An 18,414-nucleotide genomic window follows, 5' to 3' on the forward strand; every position below is an offset into this window, starting at 1 on the left:
GCCTTCACGCGTCCCGGCCCGCTTTCCGGCAGGCCTGCGCGCGCAGGGATGCGAACTGCTTCACGGGGTCCGCGGATCGCTTGACGTCGGTCGTGAAGTGCCAGACGTACCCGTCGGCGTGGCCGCCGAGCTTCCGAAACTGGGCCACGGCTTCGTCGTGGCGGCCGTTGTGGTGCAGCGCGTAGATCGCGTAGGCGCGATCGTCCCTGGTCGCCGGGTGCTCGGCGCCTTCGTCGTCCAGCCAGGGCAGGGCCGCCTCGAGCGCCTCCCGGACGTACCGGCTGCGCCAGATCGGGTTGCCCTCCATGGCCATTTCGAAGGCCGCACGGAGGGGAAGCGGCGTCAACGACGGCGCCATGGCCGCGGCTCCGGCCGCGAAGTCGAGCAGGCGCTCTTCGGTGCCGTGCCACTTCGGGCACCAGTAACTGAGGGCGCGGTCGTGGCCGGACCGGTGGACGGGCGCGCGGACGAGGAGACCCGACCAGATCCCGTCGAAGGGCTGGTACCGGACGCCGAGCCCCTTGGAGACGGTGACGAGGGTCGCCCACGGCGTCGGATCCGCTTCGGTGAGCTCGGCCGCCTTCCAAGCGGTCTCCTGGGCGTATTCCAGCAGCTGGAGGAAGGGCCCGAACTGCTGGCGGCTGGTGTACCGGGCGCGCGCGGCGCCCCGCCGCTGCCAGGCCAGGGCGACGAACGTCTCCGCCTGCACGACGGTGGCGTCGAATCGCCTTCCCGGGTGGTGAGCCACGCTCGCAACCAGCTGAGTTCGGTCGTGGCGAGGGCGCCGAGCCCTGGTGCTCCAGCTCCTCCCGGCCGGCGTACCCGGCTGGTTGTCCACAGCGGCCTCCGGTTGTGGACAGCTCGGCGCCCGCGGGGCGGAAATCGGCTTTTGGTCGGCAGCTGCCGATAGACTGGCCAAGGGGACGCCCCCCAGGGATGGGCGGGGGAGCTGCCGGCGCCGGGCCTCCACAGTGGACGATCGGAAATCGCCTTGTCCGATTTCCCGCCACGAGGGATCCTATGCCTCGCAAGCAAGTCAAGGGGAGGAATCATGTACACCGCTGTCGAAGGGGCCCGCGTCCCGATCCGGATGTGGGCGGATCCCGCGTCGGTCGAAGAGCAGGCCATGCGGCAGCTGCACAACGTCGCGAACCTGCCGTGGGTGCACGGCGTCGCCGTGATGCCCGACGTCCACTACGGCAAGGGGGCCACCGTCGGCAGCGTCATCGCCATGCGCGACGCCGTCTCGCCCGCCGCGGTCGGGGTCGACATCGGGTGCGGGATGAGCGCCGTCCGGACGTCGCTCACCGCGAGCGACCTGCCCGACGACCTCGGGAAGCTGCGCCGGCGCATCGAAAGCGCCGTGCCCGTCGGGTTCGGGCTGCACAAGACGCCCGTGAACCCGGCGAAGGTGCACGGCGTCGGCGGCTGGGACGCGTTCTGGAAGCAGTTCGGCGAACTGCACACCGGCGTCCAGGACCTGCATGACCGGGCCGCGCGGCAGATCGGGAGCCTCGGCGGCGGGAACCACTTCATCGAGGTCTGCCTCGAGGAAGGCGGCGCCGATGAGGGCCGGGTCTGGCTGATGCTGCACTCGGGTTCGCGCAACATCGGCAAGGAGCTGGCCGAGCGGCACATGGCCGTGGCGCGCAAGCTTCCGCACAACGCCGACCTGCCCGACCGGGACCTCGCGGTGTTCGTCGCGGGCACGCCGGAGATGCACGCCTACCGGCGCGACCTGTTCTGGGCGCAGGACTACGCGGCGCGCAACCGGGCCACGATGGTCGCGCTGGTGAAGCTGGCGCTCGCGGACGTCGTGCCCGGCACGACCTTCGACGACGCGATCTCGTGCCACCACAACTACGTCGCCGAAGAGACCTACGACGGCGTCGAGCTGCTCGTCACCCGGAAGGGCGCGATCCGCGCCGGATCGGGTGATCTCGGGATCATCCCGGGCAGCATGGGGACCGGTTCGTACATCGTCCGCGGGCTGGGCAACAGCTCGTCGTTCCAGTCGGCTTCGCACGGCGCCGGGCGGCGGATGTCGCGCTCCAAGGCCAAGAAGCTGTACACCGCCGACGACCTCGCGGCGCAGACGGCCGGCGTCGAGTGCCGCAAGGACTCCGGCGTGGTCGACGAGATCCCGGCGGCCTACAAGGACATCGATACGGTGATCCGCGCGCAGACGGACCTGGTCGAGGTGGTGGCGCACCTCAAGCAGGTGGTCTGCGTCAAGGGCTGACGGGTACCTTGGCGCCATGACGAGGGGTGGAACGACGGCCGCGTTGCTGGCCGGGGTCGCACTGCTGCTGGGCGGGTGCACCGAGGTCGGCAACGCGGTCGACCAGGGGGGCAGGACGGCGGACAAGGTCGCGGCGTGCGCCGAGGCGCTCGGGCTCGCCGACCTGAACCCCCTGGTCGACCCGGCCAAGCTCAAGGCACGCGCCGAGGACAAGGAGAAGCGGCTGCGCGAGCTCGCGGGTGACGTCCAGGACCAGGACGTCAAGAACGCGCTGCTCGGCATGGCCGACTCGTACGTCCAGGTGCAGAAGGAACGCATCGAGGACGCCGGCGTCGTCGCCCAGTGGGTGCAGCGCAACGTGGTCAAGCTCGACGCGCTCCGCGCCGCCTGCGGCTAGTGTCGCGCGTCGCAAGTTGTTTGACGTCGGGAAGAGCGCCCCAATGTGGCCTTGGGTGCGTTCAACGCAACCAAGGCCACATTGGGGCGCTCGGGGACCGGGCCGCTGTCACTGAACTTCGGACGCGCGACACTAGCGAGCCCTCTCAGTCGGGAGTGGCCGCCGCCAGGGCCGGCTCCGCGGCGGTGGCCGGGGCCCGGCGGCGGAGCAGGCCGGCCGAGGCGATCACCAGGCCGCCGACCCCGGCCGCCACGAAACCCCATTCCGGGCTCGAATGGTCGATCGCGAAGCCGACCACCGGGCCGCCCACGGCCAGGCCGAGCCGCGTGAACGAGTCCTGCAGCCCCATCGCCTCGCCTCGGACCTGGGGCGGGGCGATCCGGGTGACCGTCTCGGTCGTGGCCGACAGCGTCGGCGCGCACATCAGGTTGGTCGGGATCAGCGCCAGCATCAGCAGCCACCACGGGTGGTCCGCCAGGCCGACCGGGATCACCAGCAGCGCGAGCAGCAGCATCAGCACGCCCTGCGGCAGCGACCGCTTCACCACGCCGTGCACGATGCCGCCGGTGATCGATGCCACGCACATCACCGCGATGACCAGGCCGGTCACGCCGAGTTCGCCGTTCGCGCGCAGGGCCGCCAGCGTCGCCAGTTCGGTGCCGACGAGCACGAACAACGTGCCGCCCGCGATCAGCAGCGTCCCCACCAGCCGGCCGGTGAGCCAGCTCCGCAGCGGTGGCCGCGGCCCGAGTTCGTCCGCCTTGCCGGCGCCCTCGCGGATCGGCGGGTCGACGAGCCAGATCAGGAACGCCGTGCCGCCGAACAGCACGCCGAGCGCGGTCAGCGTCCACATCGGGGAGAACGCCGTGATGGCCGCGATACCGGCCGCGGGGCCGATCATGAACGTCGCTTCGATCGAGATGGTGTCGAGCGAGTAGGCCGCGCGGCGCTGCTCGGGCGGCACGAGCGTGGCCAGGGCCTGCCGGGCCAGCGAGCCCGCCGGCACCGAAAGCATCCCGGCCGGGACCGCGACCACGGCGAGCGCCTCGAATGGCAGGTGCGGCGCGATGATCCAGAACACGGTCGTGCCGATCCCGCAGACCGCGACGACCGGGCGCAGCCCGTACCGGTCGAAGCAGCGGCCGAGCATCGGCGCGCCGAGCGCCATCCCGAGCGTGACGCCGCCGCCGACCAGCCCGGCGGCACCGTAGCCGCGGCCGAGGCCGGTGACGATGTACAGCGTCATCAGCACGCCGTTCATGGTCATCGGAAGGCGTGCCAGGAACATCAGGGCCATCGTCGACGGGACGCGGGGGACGGAGAGCACCCGGCGGTAGGGCTGCAGCGGCACGCCTTCGATGAGAACCCAAGGTGGTACGTCCGTGCAACTTATTTCCTGGCCGTTCCCCCTGGTGCCGGGATATTATGAGAGCTACCCTCATTTGGTAGTCACTATCAATTGGGGGTCACTATGAACCAAGGACATCCACGCAGGTGGTGGGCGCTCGGCGCGCTCGCGGTGAGCCTGCTGACCATCGGCCTCGACCTGACGGTGCTCAACGTCGCCGTCCCGACGCTGGCCGTCGACCTCGGCGCCACGACCACGCAGCTGCAGTGGTTCGGCAACGCCTACACGCTGGCGCTGGCCGCGCTGCTGCTGCCCGCGGGTCTGCTCGGCGACCGGTTCGGCCCGAAGAAACTGCTGCTCGGAGCCCTCGCGGTGTTCGGGCTGGCCTCGCTGTGGTGCGCCTACGCCGGTTCGCCGGGCGAGCTGATCGCCGCCCGCGTCGCGCTCGGCGCCGGGGCCGCGTTCCTCATCCCGCTGTCACTTTCGCTGCTGAACGTCCTGTTCCCGCCGGAGGAGCGGGCGAAGGCGCTGACGACCTGGGTGATGGCGATGTTCGCCGGCATCCCGCTCGGGCCGCTGCTCGGCGGCTGGCTGCTCGACCACTTCGCGTGGGGCTCGGTGTTCCTCATCAACGTCCCGATGACCGCGATCGGCGTCGCCGCGGTGCTGTTCCTCCTGCCCCGCACGCCGGGTTCCGGGCGCGGCGCGATCGACTTCACCGGCATCGCGCTCTCGGCGGCCGGGCTGCTCGCGCTCACCTACGGGTTCGTCCACGCCGGCGAGCACGGCTGGGCCGATCCGGTGACGTACGGCCTGATCGGGCTGGGTGCCGCGCTGGTGGCGGTGTTCTGCTGGGCGCAGACGCGGGTGGCCGCGCCCCTCACCGACCTCGCGCTGTTCCGCGAGCCGCGGTTCGTCTGGGGCGCGGTGCTGGCCACGGTGGCGTCGTTCGCGCTGATGGGCCTGTTGTTCGTGCTGCCGCAGCTGTTCCAGGCGGTGCAGGGCGCCGACGCGCTGCAGACCGGCGTGCGGCTGCTGCCGCTGATCGGCGGGATGCTGGTGTCGGCGAAGCTCGCCGAGCGGCTGGTCGCCGCCCTCGGCGTGCGCGGGGTCGTCACGGGCGGGTTCGTGCTGCTTGCGGCCGGCCTGGCGTGGGGCTCGACGACGTCGCCGACGGGCGGCTACGGCGCCACCGTGGGCTGGGAGCTCGTGATCGGGCTGGGCACCGGCGCCACGCTCCCGCCGCTGATGACGATGGCCATGGGCGCGCTCACCGAAGGCCGCTCGGGGGCCGGTTCGGCGCTGATCCAGGTGCTGCGCCAGGTCGGCGGCACCATCGGCGTCGCGGTGCTGGGCACGGTGCTCAACGGCGGCTACCGCGACGGCGTCGACGTGCGGGGCCTGCCCGCGCCGGTCGCCGACGCGGTGCGGGGCAGCGCCTCGGCCGCGGTCGCCGTCGCGGAGCAGCTCCACCGGCCCGAGCTTGCCGCGTCCGCGCGGGCCGCGTTCACCGACGGCATGGCCGCGACGCTGTGGGTGTGCACCGGCCTCGGCGTCGCCGGAGCGCTGCTCGCGCTGGTGTTTCTGCCCGGCCGGGCGGCGGCGGGAGCGCAGCCGCGAGAATCGGAGCATGACGTCGTCGCCATCTGAGCCCACGGGGCTGCGGGAACGGAAGAAGGCCAAGACGCGCGCCGCGATCCAGCGGCACGCGTTGCGGCTGTTCCACGAGCAGGGCTACGGCGCGACGACGGTCGACCAGATCGCGGCCGCGGCGGAGATCTCGCCCAGCACCTTCTTCCGGTACTTCCCGACGAAGGAAGCGACGGTGCTTTACGACCCGTTCGACCCGGTGCTCATCGAGGCCGCGCTGGCGCAGCCGCCCGAACTCAGCCCGGCCGCCGCGCTGCGGGCCACCGCGGACACCATCCGCGCGCAGATCCCCGCCGAGGAGTGGGAGCGGGAACGCCAGCGGCAGGTGCTCGTGTTCCGGGAGCCCGAGCTCCGCACCGCGGTGATGGACAAGTTCGCGGAGGGCATCGACCTGCTGGCCGGGATGGCGGCGCGCCGCACGGGCCGGTCGGCGGACGACTTCGAGGTCCGCAACTGGGCGGGTGCGGTGGTCGGGGTGGTCATGGCCGCGTTCGCCGGGGCCGCGGCGGACCCCGGTGCCGACACCCTGGTGATCCTCGACAAGGCGCTGGCTCACCTGGAAGCGGGCCTGCCGCTCTGATCGGGCACCCATTCCGGAATTGCTTTCGCATTTCCCCGGCCACCTCGGTGGGAACCGTGTGGGTGGCGGGGCGAGCGTGGGGGACGCCCCATCTGGAGCAGTCGGGACACGCGGTCCGACGGAGTGATGAAGCTAAATGATCACTGTTTACACTCGTGTGGGTTACCGAAACGTTCCATAGTGGACGGATGCTACCAGCAGTGATCCTCGGAATCGGTCATGATGATCTTCAGGGGGACGGGCAAGGTTCCGGGGTTAATCCAATGCGGGCCAGTTCGCCTCATTCAGATCCGGCACGTAAGGGTGTTAAACGTCCCGAATCGGTGATCGGGTGGCTTATCTCCGACACGGGGGGTATCGATTTACCCCGTCAGGTCTCGATGCCAGGAGGTAAGGAATGAAAGCCAAGTTCGGGCGAGTCATCGCCCTGGTGGCTGCCGGCAGTCTGCTGGCGGTGGCGACGGCGGGGATCGCGTCGGCGAGCCCGGGAGGGGGCAAGGGTTCCTCCAGCACCCAGGCCCTCGCCGCGCAGGTGCTCCAGATGCGTGACGACCTCACCAAGGTGGCCTACGCAGGCAACGTCGGTGCCACGCGGACGGACCTCGGTCAGCTGAGCCCGGTGCTCGGGGACATCGCGGCCGGCAAGCGCTACACGGTCCAGACCGAGACCGGGCAGCTGGCGGGCCTGGCCAAGGGCCGTGCCGACGAGTCCACCCGGCTGCTGGCCGACCCGACGGCGAAGGCGCGCCAGCTGCCGCCGCTGCCGTTGCCGATCCCGTCCCTGCCCGATCTGCCCGGCCCGCTGAAGATCGTCAGCGACCTGGTGAAGGCGCTGCTCGCGGCCGTCACCGGCATCCTGGGCGGGTTGCTCGGCGGGCTGCCGGTGCCGCCGCTGCCCCTCCCGGTGCCGCCGCTGCCGGGGTCGTAGCCACGAAGGAAACCGGGGGCCCGGAGCCCGGCCGCGGACATTTCTCCGCGCCGGGCTCCGGCGTTCCCGGGCGTTCTTGGGCGGTTCAGTGCACTTTGGACAGTCCCTGCCGCAGGGCGCCGGCCATCTCCGCCAGTGCTTCCCGGAACCGGGTACCGACGCCGGTGAAGTTGATGAACCCGTGGATCAGGTCCTCGTGCCGGCGCAGCGCCACCTCGACCCCCGCCTCGCGCAGCTTCTCCGCGTACGCCTCCCCTTCGTCGCGCAACGGGTCGAACCCCGCCGTGACGATCAAGGCCGGCGGCAGGCCGCTCAGGTCGTCCGCGCGCAACGGCGAGAGCCGCGGGTCGGTCAGATCGGTGCCTTCGGGCACGTAATGGCCCTCGAACCACTTCATGTGCACGTCGGTCAGGAACAGGTTCTCGGCGAACAGGTCCTGCGAGCGGTAGCGCCGCGCGAAGTCCGTCGCCGGGTAGATCAGCAGCTGGAACGCCGGCGCCGGCCCGCCGCGGCGGACGGCCTGCTGGGCCGTGACGGCGGCGAGGTTGCCGCCCGCGCTGTCGCCGCCGACCGCGATCCGCGCCGGGTCGGCACCCAGGTCGCCCGCCTTCGCCACCGCGTAGTCGAACGCCGCCAGCGCGTCTTCCGTCGCCGCTGGGAACGGGAACTCCGGGGCCAGCCGGTACTCGATCGACAGCACCCGCACCCCGGCGTGCTTGGCCAGGAAGCGGACGGCGTTGTCGTGGCTCGCGCGGGTGCCGATCACCCAGCCGCCGCCGTGGAAGAACACCAGCAGCGGCGACTCCTCGGGCAGCCCCACCGGCGTGTACAGCGTCGCGGGCAAGTCGCCATCAGGCGTCGGAACGGCGATTTCGCGCACCGAAACCGGCTCGATCGGCTTGCCGCTGACCAGGTGCCTGGCCGCGTCGAGCAGTGCGCGTGACCGATCGACCGAGCCGCGCACCAGCTCGGCTCGAGCGATCCTCTGGAGTCGGAGGAGAAGCTGGGCGTCGAGCGCGAGGTCCTGGCCGTCGATGCGGACGGTCCGGCCCGCGGCGGCCCGCCGCACCGGCGTGGGCAGCCAGAACGCCAGCTGTGACGCGGCCGCTTGGGCACGGACCGGGAGCGGGATCGCCATGGTTCCTCCAACAGCCTCGGGACTGGAGGTTAGGTTACTTGCCAGTAGGTAGCTGGTCCAGGTGTGACCGGGACCTCCGTCCCAGACTCTGGTCCTCCAGTTAAGTCGAGGGGTTAGCCTGGAAAACGTGACTTCAGCCAGGACGATCAACGTGCTCGGGATCGGCGGCTCTCTGCGTGAGGGCTCCCAGTCCGAACGCGCGCTGAAGATCGCGCTCGACGGCGCGGCCGAAGCGGGCGTCCGGACCCGGCTGATCACCGGCCCGGAACTCGTGCTGCCGTTCTACGACGCCGGCGTCCCGGAGCGCGACGAGCGGGCCACCCGGCTGGTGGCGGCCATCCGCGAGGCGGACGGGATCATCGTCGTCTCGCCGGGCTACCACGGCGCGCTGTCCGGCCTGGTCAAGAACGCCCTGGACTACGTCGAGGACCTGCGGGAAGACCGCCGCCCCTACCTGGACGGCCGCGCGGTCGGCCTCGCCGCCGTCGCGTACGGCTGGCAGGCCGCGGTGACCACGCTCGAGCAGCTCCGCACGATCACGCACGCCCTGCGCGGCTGGGCCACCCCGCTGGGTGGCTCGATCAACTCCGCCGAGACCAAGTTCGACGAGGCCGGCGGGGCCTCGGACGAGAAGAGCGTCCGCACCCTTCGCCTGATCGGGCGGCAGGTCGCCGAATTCGCCGTGACCCGCACCGCATAGCGTTTCGCCCCGGGGTCGCCGGGTACGCCATTGACGTGATGCCCGCCATGTGGGGGCACGGTTCCGCGGGTGCGGGATGTTGTGCCCAGTGAGACGCTCGCTGTGGAGCGTCCGCGACAGAAGGCAGGCTGAGCATGGGTCAGGCGATCTACACCGCGGTGGCAACGGCACGCGGCGACGGCCGCAACGGCGAAGTGACGTCGTCCGACGGCGTCATCGACGAGTCGCTGGCCATCCCGAAGGAGATGGGCGGCCCCGGTGGGGACAAGACCAACCCCGAGCAGCTGTTCGCCGCCGGCTACTCGGCCTGCTTCCACAGCGCTTTGCAGCTGGTCGCGCGTCAGGCCAAGGTCCCGCTGAACGGCTCGACCGTGACCGCGGAGGTCAGCGTGCTCAAGCAGGAGGTCGGGTTCGGCCTCGGCGTCGCGCTGAACGTCTCGCTGCCGGGCCTCGACCAGGCCCAGGCCGACCAGCTGGTCGAGCAGGCGCACCAGGTGTGCCCCTACTCCAACGCGACCCGCGGCAACATCGAGGTCGCGCTCTCCGCCACCGTCTGACCCCCGACCACTCCGCACGAGTCCGAGGAAAGGATCACGCCAGATGAGCAAGTCTCCGATCAAGAGCCCGCTTTCCGAGGCCGACAAGGAGATCACCGGCAACGCCCTCCAGGCGACGCTGGTCGACCTGGTCGACCTGTCCCTCATCGCCAAGCAGGCGCACTGGAACGTCGTCGGCTCGAACTTCCGCAGTGCGCACCTGCAGCTCGACGAGCTCGTGAACACCGCGCGCCAGTACGTCGACGAGGTCGCCGAGCGCGCCAACGCCATCGGCATCTCGCCGAACGGCAAGGCGAAGACCGTCGTCGAGAGCTCGGGCGTGCCCGAGTACCCGGACAACTGGCAGTCGGTCGAGGCCACGGTCGCCGCGATCGTCGACATCCTGGCCGCGCTCATCGAGCGGCTGCGCCAGCGCATCGACGAGACCGACAAGAGCGACCTCGTCACGCAGGACCTGCTGATCGAGATCACCCGGGCGCTGGAAGAGGCGCACTGGATGTGGCAGGCCCAGCAGGCCTGATTTTCCCGCCAGCTGATTTTTCCACCAAAGGGGCCGTTCCGGACGGAGCGGCCCTTTTTGTGCGTCCGGGCCCAGTACGTTCGGTGGCATGGTCTTGCATCAGGGGAAAGCCGACCGCCCGGACCGCACGGCGGGGACGAACCCGCTCTACGCCGGGGCGAACCCGGCCCTCGCGGCGGGCTTCGTCATGCCGCACGACAAGCTGCGCGAGGACTCGCTGCCGCCGGACACCGCGCTGCAGCTCGTGCGCGACGAGCTGATGCTGGACGGCAACGCGCGGCTCAACCTCGCCACGTTCGTCACGACGTGGATGGAGCCGCAAGCCCGCGAGCTGATGGCCGAGTGCGTCGACAAGAACATGATCGACAAGGACGAGTACCCGCAGACGGCCGAGCTGGAGCGGCGCTGCGTGAACATCCTGGCCGACCTGTGGCACGCGCCCGACCCGGCCGACATCATGGGCTGCTCGACGACCGGGTCGTCGGAAGCGTGCATGCTCGCCGGGATGGCGCTGAAGCGGCGCTGGGCCCGCCTCGGCCGCGCGGGGAAGCCGAACCTGGTCATGGGCGCGAACGTCCAGGTGTGCTGGGAGAAGTTCTGCGAGTACTGGGAAGTCGAGCCGAGGCTGGTCCCGATGGACGGCGACCGGTATCACCTCACCGCCGACGAAGCCGTGGCGCGCTGCGACGAGAACACCATCGGCGTGGTGGCGATCCTCGGGTCGACGTTCGACGGCAGCTACGAGCCGGTCGCGGAGATCGCCGCGGCCCTGGACTCGCTGGCAGAGCGCACCGGCTGGGACATCCCGGTGCACGTCGACGGCGCTTCGGGCGCGATGATCGCCCCCTTCCTCGACCCGGACCTGGAGTGGGACTTCCGCCTGCCGCGCGTGGCGTCGATCAACACGTCGGGCCACAAGTACGGCCTGGTGTACCCGGGTGTCGGCTGGGTGATCTGGCGCGACAAGGCCGCGCTGCCGGCCGAGCTGGTGTTCAACGTGAACTACCTCGGCGGCGACATGCCGACGTTCGCGCTGAACTTCTCCCGCCCGGGCGCCGAGGTCGCGGCCCAGTACTACACGTTCGTCCGGCTCGGCCGGGACGGGTTCCGCGCGGTGCAGCAGGCTTCGCGTGACGTCGCCGTGCACTTGTCGTCCGGGATCGCTTCGCTCGGGCCGTTCTCCTTGCTGACCCGGGGCGATCAGCTGCCGGTGTTCGCGTTCACCACCCGCCCGGACGTCGGCTTCGACGTCTTCGACGTGTCCCGCCGGCTGCGTGAGCGGGGCTGGCTCGTCCCGGCGTACACGTTCCCGGAGAACCGGACGGACCTGGCGGTGCTGCGGATCGTGGTCCGCAACGGCTTCACGCACGACCTGGCGGACCTGCTGCTGGCCGATTTGAAGCGGGTGCTCCCGGAGCTGGAGCAGCTGGGCGGGCGCCCGAAGGACCCGGCGAAGGCGACCGCGTTCCACCACTAGCTCACATCGCGTCGCCAGGGCGGCTACCGGCGGGTAGCGTCGACGTCATGGGTGTCGCTGCTGACGAACGCCGGGCGCTGAGTGCGCTCTTCGAAGATCTCGGGCCGGACGCGCCGACGTTGTGCGAGGGCTGGACCACGCGGGACCTCGCCGCGCACCTGGTCGTGCGCGAACACCGGGCGGATGCCGCCCCCGGCATCCTCGTGCCCGCGCTCGCCGGGTACACCAAGAAGGTGCAGGACCGCTACGCCGCGAAACCCTGGGCGAACCTCGTCGAGCAGGTGCGGAGCGGCCCGTCGAAGTTCTGGCCCACCGCGATCGGCCCGCTCGACGAACTCACCAACACCGCCGAGTTCCTCGTCCACCACGAGGACGTCCGGCGCGCGCAGGACGGCTGGGAACCGCGGCCCGCGGACCCCACCCGGGACGCCGCCGCCTGGCGCGCGGCCAAACAGGGAGCCAAGCTCAACCTCCGCAAGGCGCCCGTCGGCGTGACGCTCAAGACGCGTGACGGCCGCGAGGCCGCCGTGAAGACCGGGCCGGACCCGGTCACCGTGGTCGGCGACCCCGTCGACCTGCTGCTGTTCGTGTTCGGCCGCGACGCCGTCAACCTGGACTTCGAGGGCGACGCGGCCGCCGTCACGAAGCTGCAGGCTGCGAACCGCGGACTCTGACCGTCACCCACCGCCCCACCGGCAGCGCGACCACGATCGCGGCCAGCACCAGGTGCACGGCCATGAACGCGACCGCGGCCGGGATGCTCGGCGGCCCGCCGAGGAACACGATCATGTGCGACGCCCACTTCAGCTCGGTCGGCTTCGTGCCGGCCGACCAGACGTCGTTGAGCGCCCAGAACGTCAGGTCGTTCACGCCGGAGATGACCACCAGGATCGACGCGACACCCACCTTGAGCACGTTCGCCGTCCGGCCGCCGCCGAGGCGGTAGGCCAGCAGTGCGAACAGCACGATGAACGTCGTCACGAACAGCTCGAACTGGTACACCGGCTGGAACGCGTCGTCGTTCGTGGGCGCTTCCCGCGCGAACTGCTGGACCCGCATCACCAGCTCGGTGTCCAAATAGGACATATAAACGAACACGGCGAACACGATCAGTGCGGGCCCGAACTTGCCGCGCGGGAACAGCGACACGGTCAGCACCGCGAAGACGAACGGGCACAGCTTGAACGCCCAGTCGCCGACGTTGTCCAGCGTCTGGTCCGGCGGCAGCACCACCATGATCAGCAACGCGGTGACCACGGCCGGGACGGCGGCGGCCAGCCACAGCCACCGCCGTTGCCGGTACAGCGCGGCGACCCAGCCCCGGCCGGGGGTGACCGGGGCTGGTGCCGAGGTCGTCGTCATTCTTCCTCCAGCTGCGGCTTCTCGACCCAGAACGGGCCGAGGGCCAGCGCGTCGACGTCGGTCTTCAGGTAGCAGGCGATGGCGTCCTGCGGGCTGGCGACGATCGGCTCGTTGTTGTCGTTGAACGACGTGTTGACCACCATCGGCACGCCGGTGAGCTTCTCGAACTCGCTGATCATCCGGTAGTACAGCGGATTGTCCTCCTGGCTGACGGTCTGCACCCGCGCGGTCCCGTCGACGTGGGTGATCGCGGGGACCTCGGCGCGCTTGTCCGGCAGCACGTCGAACACCAGCAGCATCACCGGCGACGGGTAGTCGCTGACGAAGTACTCGCCCGCGCGTTCGGCCAGGCACGACGGCGCGAACGGGCGGAACGCCTCGCGGTGCTTGACCTTCTCGTTCATCCGGGTCTTCGACTCGGGGTCGCGCGGGTCGGCGACGAGGGAGCGGTTGCCGAGCGCCCGCGGCCCACACTCCATCCGGCCCTGCACCCAGCCGACGATGCGCCCCTCCGCCACCTTCGCGGCCGTGTGCGCGGCGATGTCGGCGACGCGGGTGTACTCGACGCCGGCGTCCTGCAACGCCACCTCCATCTCGGCCTCGGTGTAGTCCGGCCCGGTGTAGGTGTAGCCGGCTCGCGGCCGCGGGCGGTGGTACTTGCCGACCGAGACCTCGAGCGCGGCCCCGAGCGCGCAGCCGTCGTCGGCGGCCGCGGGCTGGGCGAAGAAGTCCTCGAACGGCGTCTCCAGGAGGATGCGGCCGTTCATGACGCTGTTCAGCGCGACGCCACCGGCGACGCACAGCCGCTTCGAGCCGGTCTCGCGCTGGAGCCACCGCGCGAGGTGCAGGCCGGCTTCCTCCAGCGTCACCTGGAGGGCGTAGGCGATGTCGCAGTAGTGCTGCGGCACCGGGTTCTCGGCCGTCACGCGGGTCTTCGGCCGCGCCGGGCCGAAGGTGTCGGTGAACTTCTTCGCCATCACGTGCTTGCCGGTCCGGTGGTGGCCGAACCAGCTCAGGTCCAGCTCGAAGCCGCCGTCGTCGTCGAGGTGGATCAGCTGCTTGAACGCGTCGACGTAGGTGTCCTCGCCCAGCGGCGCGAGTCCCATGATCTTGCCCTCGTCGCGAGTCGGGTAGAAGCCGAGGTAGCCGGTGACGCCGGCGTACATCGCGCCGAGGGAGTGCGGGAACTTGATGCGCCGCAGGTCGGCGATCCGGTCGCCGCGACCGTGCGCGAGGTACGTGGCCGTGCCGTCGCTGCCGATGCCGTCGAACGTGAGCACGGCCGACTCGTCCCACGGCGAGATGAAGTAGCCGCTGGCCGCGTGCGCGCGGTGGTGGTCGACCAGGTGCGTCTTGAACTTCGTGGGGCCGGTCCACTCCGCGGCGTCCTTGACGTCCTGCGCGAGGGTGTAGGACCGCTTGATGTGCGCCAGGACCGCGCCGCCGACGTGGTAGTCGTCGCTGCCCGAGCCACCGCCGGTCTTGAACGTGTCCACCATCCCCGCCGACTTGCCGCCCTCGTCGCCGTTGTCGTTGCGGAAGACGTCAAGGGTGCCCGGGAAGTACCGCGCGAACACCTTGGCCGCGTGGATGCCTTCCTTCCAGCGCTGCCAGTAGTAGGCGACGTGGTCGACGTCGGCGAGGGTGATCCCGCCGCGGTCGAGGCAGAACTTGATGGCCTCGGCGGGGAAGCCGCCGTCGTGCTTGACGCGGGTGAAGCGTTCTTCTTCGGCGAAGGCGATGATCTCGCCGTCGCGCACGAGTGCCGCGGCCGAGTCGTGGACCCTGCTGATGCCCAGTACGTACATGACTTCCTTCTCCCCTTGTGCAGACATCAGTGACGGCGGATCAAGCGCCGCAGGACGGCGGCCTTGACCGTGAGTGCGAGGACGAGCGCGGCGAACCCGCCCACCGGCCCGAGCGGCGGGACGAGCAGGGCCGCGGCGACGGCGGTCGCGGCCAGTGAGACGACGGCGGCGCCCGACGTCAGCGTCAGCACCTTGCTGTTGGTGTTTTCGACGAGGAAGCTCGCGTAGATCCCGGTCGCGTACAACGCCGTCTCGACGAGCACGAGCACCCCGAGCACGACGTAGCTGTCGGCCGTGAGCACCGCCCGCGTCGACGGCACGGCGAGACCGGCGCCCAGCAGTACCGCGAACGCGATCCCGCCGCGCTCGACCAGTTTCAGCAGCTCGGCCGCCCGGGCCCGGCCGGCCGCCGCGCCGGTACCGCGCATCCGCCACGACGCCGTCGGCTGGTGCACCCTCAGCTGGTAGAACAGCAGCGAGCAGAACGCGCTCGAAACCAGCAGGGCCAGGTAGAACGGGCCGCTTTCGGTGGTCCGCCCGGACAGCGCGAACACGCCGAACACCACCGACGTCGCGAGCACGTCGAGCACTTCGGTCAGGCCGAGCAGGACCGTGCTGCGCCCGAACGCGGGCAGCAGCCGGTGCTCCGGCAGCCCCCCGCCGCGCAGCCACGGCCGGGGCAGCAGGGCGACCGAAGCGCCGAGGATCACCAGGAGACCGCCGAGCAGCATCGCCAGGTGCGCCCCGGGCGGCCACCGCACCGCCCACGTCACGCAGGTGACGGCGGCGACCACGGCCGAACCGGCGGTGAACGCTGCCGCGTCCAAAGTGGACTTTCCGCGCAGCCGGTGCAGACCGGACACGGTCATCAGCAGCCCGCCGGAGATCGACCACGCCGCCGCCGTCAGGTACAGCGCCGCGTCCGACCGCGGTGCCACCACGAGGGCGACGGCCATGGCGGCCAGCACCACCAGCACCGGCACCGCGGCGAGCCGGACCGCGAGCGCGGCGACCGCGTCCCGGGTCAGCCGCAGCCGCGGGAGGGCCTTGAGCGCGGACTTCTCCGCCGCGCCCGGGATGAAGTTCAGCCAGGTCACCAGGCCGAGCGCGGTGGCGAACCGCCCGTAGTCGCCGGCGCCCCACGCGGTGATCAGGACGAGCCCCATCAGCTGGACCGACAGCCGGAACGCGCCCCGGCCGGCGAGCAGCCGGAGCACCACCGCCGGCCGTGGCGGTGCCACGGCCGGTACGGCGGCGACCGAGGGGCCCGTCACGGCAGCGGTACCGCCATGTCCTGCTCGTGGAGCAGGAACTTCAGCGTGCCGCGCACGGCGTTCTCCGCGGTGAGCAGCTCGGGCACCGAGCCGGCGGTGAGCACGACGTAACCCAGCTTGTACCCCGCCTGCTCGTACGGCCGGACGAACGAACCCTCGTCGGCGAACAGGTGGAGCCCGACCACTCCGGGCATGGCGCGCACGTCCTCGGCACCGTCCACCCGGGACAGGTGCCCGCCGCGGTCGGACGCGAGGACGTGCACCAGCGTCGGCTTCGGTTCGTGCAGCTCCAGCCGCACCTCGTCGCCGGTCGCGGTGGCGATCCCGGCGGCGATGAGGTCGGCGCCGTGGCACTGCGCGATCGCTTCCGCGAGCCCGTTCCCGCCCATGCGCGCGCCCATCTCGACGAGGTACAGCTGCCCGTCCCGGCCGAGCACGGCGTCCAGCGTGAGCGGCCCGCTCCGGTAGCCGAGCTCGGTGCAGATCAGGTCGAGGGCCTCGACCAGCTGCAGCTCGGCGTCCGCCGGCAGCTCGGCGGGCAGCAGGTGCGACGACGTCACGAAGAACGGCGGCGGGGTGAGCGTTCGTTCGGTGACGGCGTGGAAGACGATCCGGCCGCCGACGACCAGCGCCTCGATCGTGAAGTGGGAGCCGTCGAGGTGTTCCTCGACGACCAGCCGTCCGGAGGGGGAGAACGCGAGCGACTCGGTGAACGCCGCGGTCAACCGGCCCGGACCGGGGCAGGAGACGACCCCGCGGCTGCCGGAGGAGTCGACCGGCTTGACCAGGGCGGGGAACCGCAGCTGCTGGGCCGCGTGGACCAGTTCCGGCCCGGGGCGGCCGCTGACGCTGCGGTAGCCCGGCAGGCCGAGGTGGTCGCAGAGGGCGCGGAACACGGACTTGTCGGTCGACGCCTCGACCGCGGCCACGGGCAGCGGGTCCGGCATGCCCCAGTGCCGGGTCAGCCACGCCAGTGCGGGCAGCCCGACGTCGCTGGCCGGGCTCAGCACGCCGGCGAGGTCACGGCGGCCGTCGAGCGCGGCCGCGATCTGCTCCGGTGCGCGCACGCTGACCTGCAGGAACTCGTCCGCGTACGCCACCGCCGGCGCACCGGGCCGGACGTCGACGCAGAGCGTGCGGAACCCCAGTTCCCGCGCGCGCTCGTAGGTGCTGACCGAACCGTCCGCGCCCCCCAGGATCACCAGGGTTCTCGCCGGGTCGTTGTTCGAACTCGTCACGCTGAAACGCCTTTCCCCAGTTGCACATCGATGAGCCGGGGACCCGCCGGGTCCGCCGAGGTGAAGAGCCGGTCGTCCGCGTCGACGACGACGTTCGCTTCCCGGACGTAGAACTGCCGGGGCCGCGGCTGCCCCGCGCCGACCACGACGAGGTAGCGCACGGTCAGCGACAGGACGACCAGGAGCACGCTGAGCAGCGCGAACAGCAGCGCGGCCGTGGCGCTCGCGCCGAGCAGCCCGAAGGTGGCCGCACCCGCGGCCAGTACCCCGAGCCCGCCGGCGATCAGGGCCGTCACGGACGCCGCCGTCGTCAATCGTCTGGTGAAGCCGACGAACAGCTCGATGGCGTGCGAAGCCAGGAAGCCGAAGCCCACCTTCGACTCGCCGCGCTCGCGGGCCCGGTGCGCCACCTGGACGCAGGTGTACCGGCTGGTCAGCCGGGGGACCGTGGCCAGGAAGTGCGGCGTGCCGAGCCGCAGGTCGACGATCTTCCGGGCCAGCTCGGCGCGGACCAGCCGGAACGCCGTGGCCCCCGGCGGGATCTCGATGCGCAGCACGCGCCGGCCGAGGAAGTGGAACGCGGCGGTGCCCCAGCGCCTCAGCCGCGGGTCCTGGCGGTTGGTGCGGACGCCGAACACCGCGTCGTTGCCCTGCTCGGCCGCCGCGATCAGCTTCTCCGCCTCGGCGGCGGGGAACTGCTGGTCGGCGTCGACGTGCAGGATCCACGGCTTCGCCGCATACCGGTAACCGGCCGAGAAGGCGGCCTCGAACCCGAAGTTGCGTGAAAAGGACAGATAGCGCACGCGCGGGTCGCCGGCCGCCAGTGAACGGATCACTTCCAGTGACCCGTCAGTGCTCCCGTCGTCGACGTAAAACAGTTCCAGCGGGTAGTGGCCTAGTTCGTTGGTTATTTCCCGATAGGACGGTTCGAGGTTTTCAACTTCGTTGAAGCACGGAATGACTACGCTGAGTCCACTTTGGGTCGGTCCAGGGAAAGTCCTGGTCATCGACGGCGCCTGGCGCGCAGGGCCGGTCTCGTGGTCATTCGGTCACCGAACGTGGTATTACTACTCATGAATCCCCCAGTGGATCCGGTAAGGCGGCTTGCCTGTCTGTGCGACCTGCGAGTTATAAGCAGAAAAGGTTCCGTTTGGGGACGGCTTCGGCGGGAATTCCTCCTTTCAGCCCAGGGAGG

Annotated in this window: 18 protein-coding genes; 10 read left to right on the top strand and 8 right to left on the bottom strand. The window is 71.0% G+C overall.

Annotated elements, in window-relative coordinates; translation table 11 throughout:
- Positions 1-4: 4 nt before the first annotated feature.
- On the bottom strand, positions 5-748 hold the full coding sequence (locus AB0M30_RS03525) for a hypothetical protein (protein WP_364579308.1): 744 nt from the start codon (positions 746-748) through the stop codon (positions 5-7).
- Positions 749-1,051: 303 nt separating this feature from the next.
- On the opposite strand from AB0M30_RS03525, the gene AB0M30_RS03530 reads away from it, so the two are divergent.
- Together AB0M30_RS03530 and AB0M30_RS03535 are read left to right on the top strand one after the other, a co-directional pair.
- On the top strand, positions 1,052-2,242 hold the full coding sequence (locus AB0M30_RS03530; protein WP_364579311.1) for an RtcB family protein: 1,191 nt from the start codon (positions 1,052-1,054) through the stop codon (positions 2,240-2,242).
- A gap of 16 nt (positions 2,243-2,258) precedes the next feature.
- On the top strand, positions 2,259-2,639 hold the full coding sequence (locus AB0M30_RS03535; protein ID WP_199191432.1) for a hypothetical protein: 381 nt from the start codon (positions 2,259-2,261) through the stop codon (positions 2,637-2,639).
- A gap of 145 nt (positions 2,640-2,784) precedes the next feature.
- On the opposite strand, the gene AB0M30_RS03540 is transcribed toward AB0M30_RS03535, so the two are convergent.
- On the bottom strand, positions 2,785-3,927 hold the full coding sequence (locus AB0M30_RS03540; RefSeq protein WP_364579603.1) for an MFS transporter: 1,143 nt from the start codon (positions 3,925-3,927) through the stop codon (positions 2,785-2,787).
- 183 nt (positions 3,928-4,110) lie between these two features.
- On the opposite strand from AB0M30_RS03540, the gene AB0M30_RS03545 reads away from it, so the two are divergent.
- From AB0M30_RS03545 to AB0M30_RS03555, 3 genes are all read left to right on the top strand, one after another.
- On the top strand, positions 4,111-5,637 hold the full coding sequence (locus AB0M30_RS03545) for a DHA2 family efflux MFS transporter permease subunit (protein WP_364579314.1): 1,527 nt from the start codon (positions 4,111-4,113) through the stop codon (positions 5,635-5,637).
- Positions 5,618-6,217, top strand: coding sequence for a TetR family transcriptional regulator (locus AB0M30_RS03550; RefSeq protein WP_364579316.1), 600 nt, complete (start codon positions 5,618-5,620; stop codon positions 6,215-6,217). The genes AB0M30_RS03545 and AB0M30_RS03550 overlap by 20 nt, the downstream gene beginning before the upstream one ends.
- A gap of 397 nt (positions 6,218-6,614) precedes the next feature.
- Positions 6,615-7,145 carry a hypothetical protein gene (locus tag AB0M30_RS03555; RefSeq protein WP_364579318.1) on the top strand — a complete coding sequence of 177 codons (531 nt, stop codon included), beginning with the start codon at positions 6,615-6,617 and terminating at the stop codon, positions 7,143-7,145.
- A gap of 85 nt (positions 7,146-7,230) precedes the next feature.
- Here the strand turns inward: AB0M30_RS03555 and AB0M30_RS03560 are convergent, their stop codons facing one another.
- On the bottom strand, positions 7,231-8,283 hold the full coding sequence (locus tag AB0M30_RS03560; RefSeq protein WP_364579319.1) for an alpha/beta hydrolase: 1,053 nt from the start codon (positions 8,281-8,283) through the stop codon (positions 7,231-7,233).
- 127 nt (positions 8,284-8,410) lie between these two features.
- On the opposite strand from AB0M30_RS03560, the gene AB0M30_RS03565 reads away from it, so the two are divergent.
- The 5 genes from AB0M30_RS03565 (at position 8,411) to AB0M30_RS03585 (ending at position 12,211) form a co-directional block, all read left to right on the top strand.
- Positions 8,411-8,983, top strand: a complete 573-nt coding sequence (locus AB0M30_RS03565; RefSeq protein ID WP_364579321.1) for an NAD(P)H-dependent oxidoreductase — start codon at positions 8,411-8,413, stop codon at positions 8,981-8,983.
- Between the two features lie 134 nt (positions 8,984-9,117).
- Positions 9,118-9,540 (top strand): organic hydroperoxide resistance protein, encoded by a 423-nt coding sequence (locus AB0M30_RS03570; protein WP_013230586.1) that lies wholly within the window; start codon positions 9,118-9,120, stop codon positions 9,538-9,540.
- Between the two features lie 43 nt (positions 9,541-9,583).
- Positions 9,584-10,060 carry a DNA starvation/stationary phase protection protein gene (locus tag AB0M30_RS03575; RefSeq protein WP_013230585.1) on the top strand — a complete coding sequence of 159 codons (477 nt, stop codon included), beginning with the start codon at positions 9,584-9,586 and terminating at the stop codon, positions 10,058-10,060.
- An 88-nt stretch (positions 10,061-10,148) separates the two neighbouring features.
- Entirely contained in the window at positions 10,149-11,537 is a 1,389-nt protein-coding gene (locus AB0M30_RS03580) for a glutamate decarboxylase (protein ID WP_364579323.1), read from the top strand.
- 47 nt (positions 11,538-11,584) lie between these two features.
- Complete coding sequence (locus AB0M30_RS03585) at positions 11,585-12,211, top strand: TIGR03085 family metal-binding protein (RefSeq protein WP_364579326.1); 627 nt, start codon at positions 11,585-11,587, stop codon at positions 12,209-12,211.
- Here the strand turns inward: AB0M30_RS03585 and AB0M30_RS03590 are convergent.
- Genes AB0M30_RS03590 through AB0M30_RS03610 form a run of 5 tightly spaced genes read right to left on the bottom strand, consistent with a single transcriptional unit; the run spans position 12,177 to position 18,226 of the window.
- The gene (locus AB0M30_RS03590) at positions 12,177-12,899 is read right to left on the bottom strand and encodes a hypothetical protein (protein ID WP_364579328.1); all 723 of its coding nucleotides are present in this window, start codon (positions 12,897-12,899) and stop codon (positions 12,177-12,179) included. The two genes, AB0M30_RS03585 and AB0M30_RS03590, sit on opposite strands and share 35 nt — an antisense overlap.
- Entirely contained in the window at positions 12,896-14,707 is a 1,812-nt protein-coding gene (locus tag AB0M30_RS03595; RefSeq protein WP_364579330.1) for a carbamoyltransferase C-terminal domain-containing protein, read from the bottom strand. The genes AB0M30_RS03590 and AB0M30_RS03595 overlap by 4 nt, the downstream gene beginning before the upstream one ends.
- Positions 14,708-14,733: 26 nt before the next feature.
- Entirely contained in the window at positions 14,734-15,981 is a 1,248-nt protein-coding gene (locus tag AB0M30_RS03600) for a hypothetical protein (protein WP_364579332.1), read from the bottom strand.
- Complete coding sequence (locus AB0M30_RS03605; RefSeq protein WP_364579333.1) at positions 15,978-17,219, bottom strand: ATP-grasp domain-containing protein; 1,242 nt, start codon at positions 17,217-17,219, stop codon at positions 15,978-15,980. Before AB0M30_RS03605 ends, AB0M30_RS03600 begins: the two co-directional genes overlap by 4 nt.
- Positions 17,216-18,226: a glycosyltransferase family 2 protein gene (locus AB0M30_RS03610; RefSeq protein ID WP_364579336.1), complete on the bottom strand. Its 1,011-nt coding sequence runs from the start codon at positions 18,224-18,226 to the stop codon at positions 17,216-17,218. The genes AB0M30_RS03605 and AB0M30_RS03610 overlap by 4 nt, the downstream gene beginning before the upstream one ends.
- Positions 18,227-18,414: the final 188 nt, after the last annotated feature.

The sequence above is a fragment of the Amycolatopsis sp. NPDC051716 genome, from assembly GCF_040681595.1.
In the GTDB taxonomy this organism is placed as follows: Bacteria; Actinomycetota; Actinomycetes; order Mycobacteriales; family Pseudonocardiaceae; genus Amycolatopsis.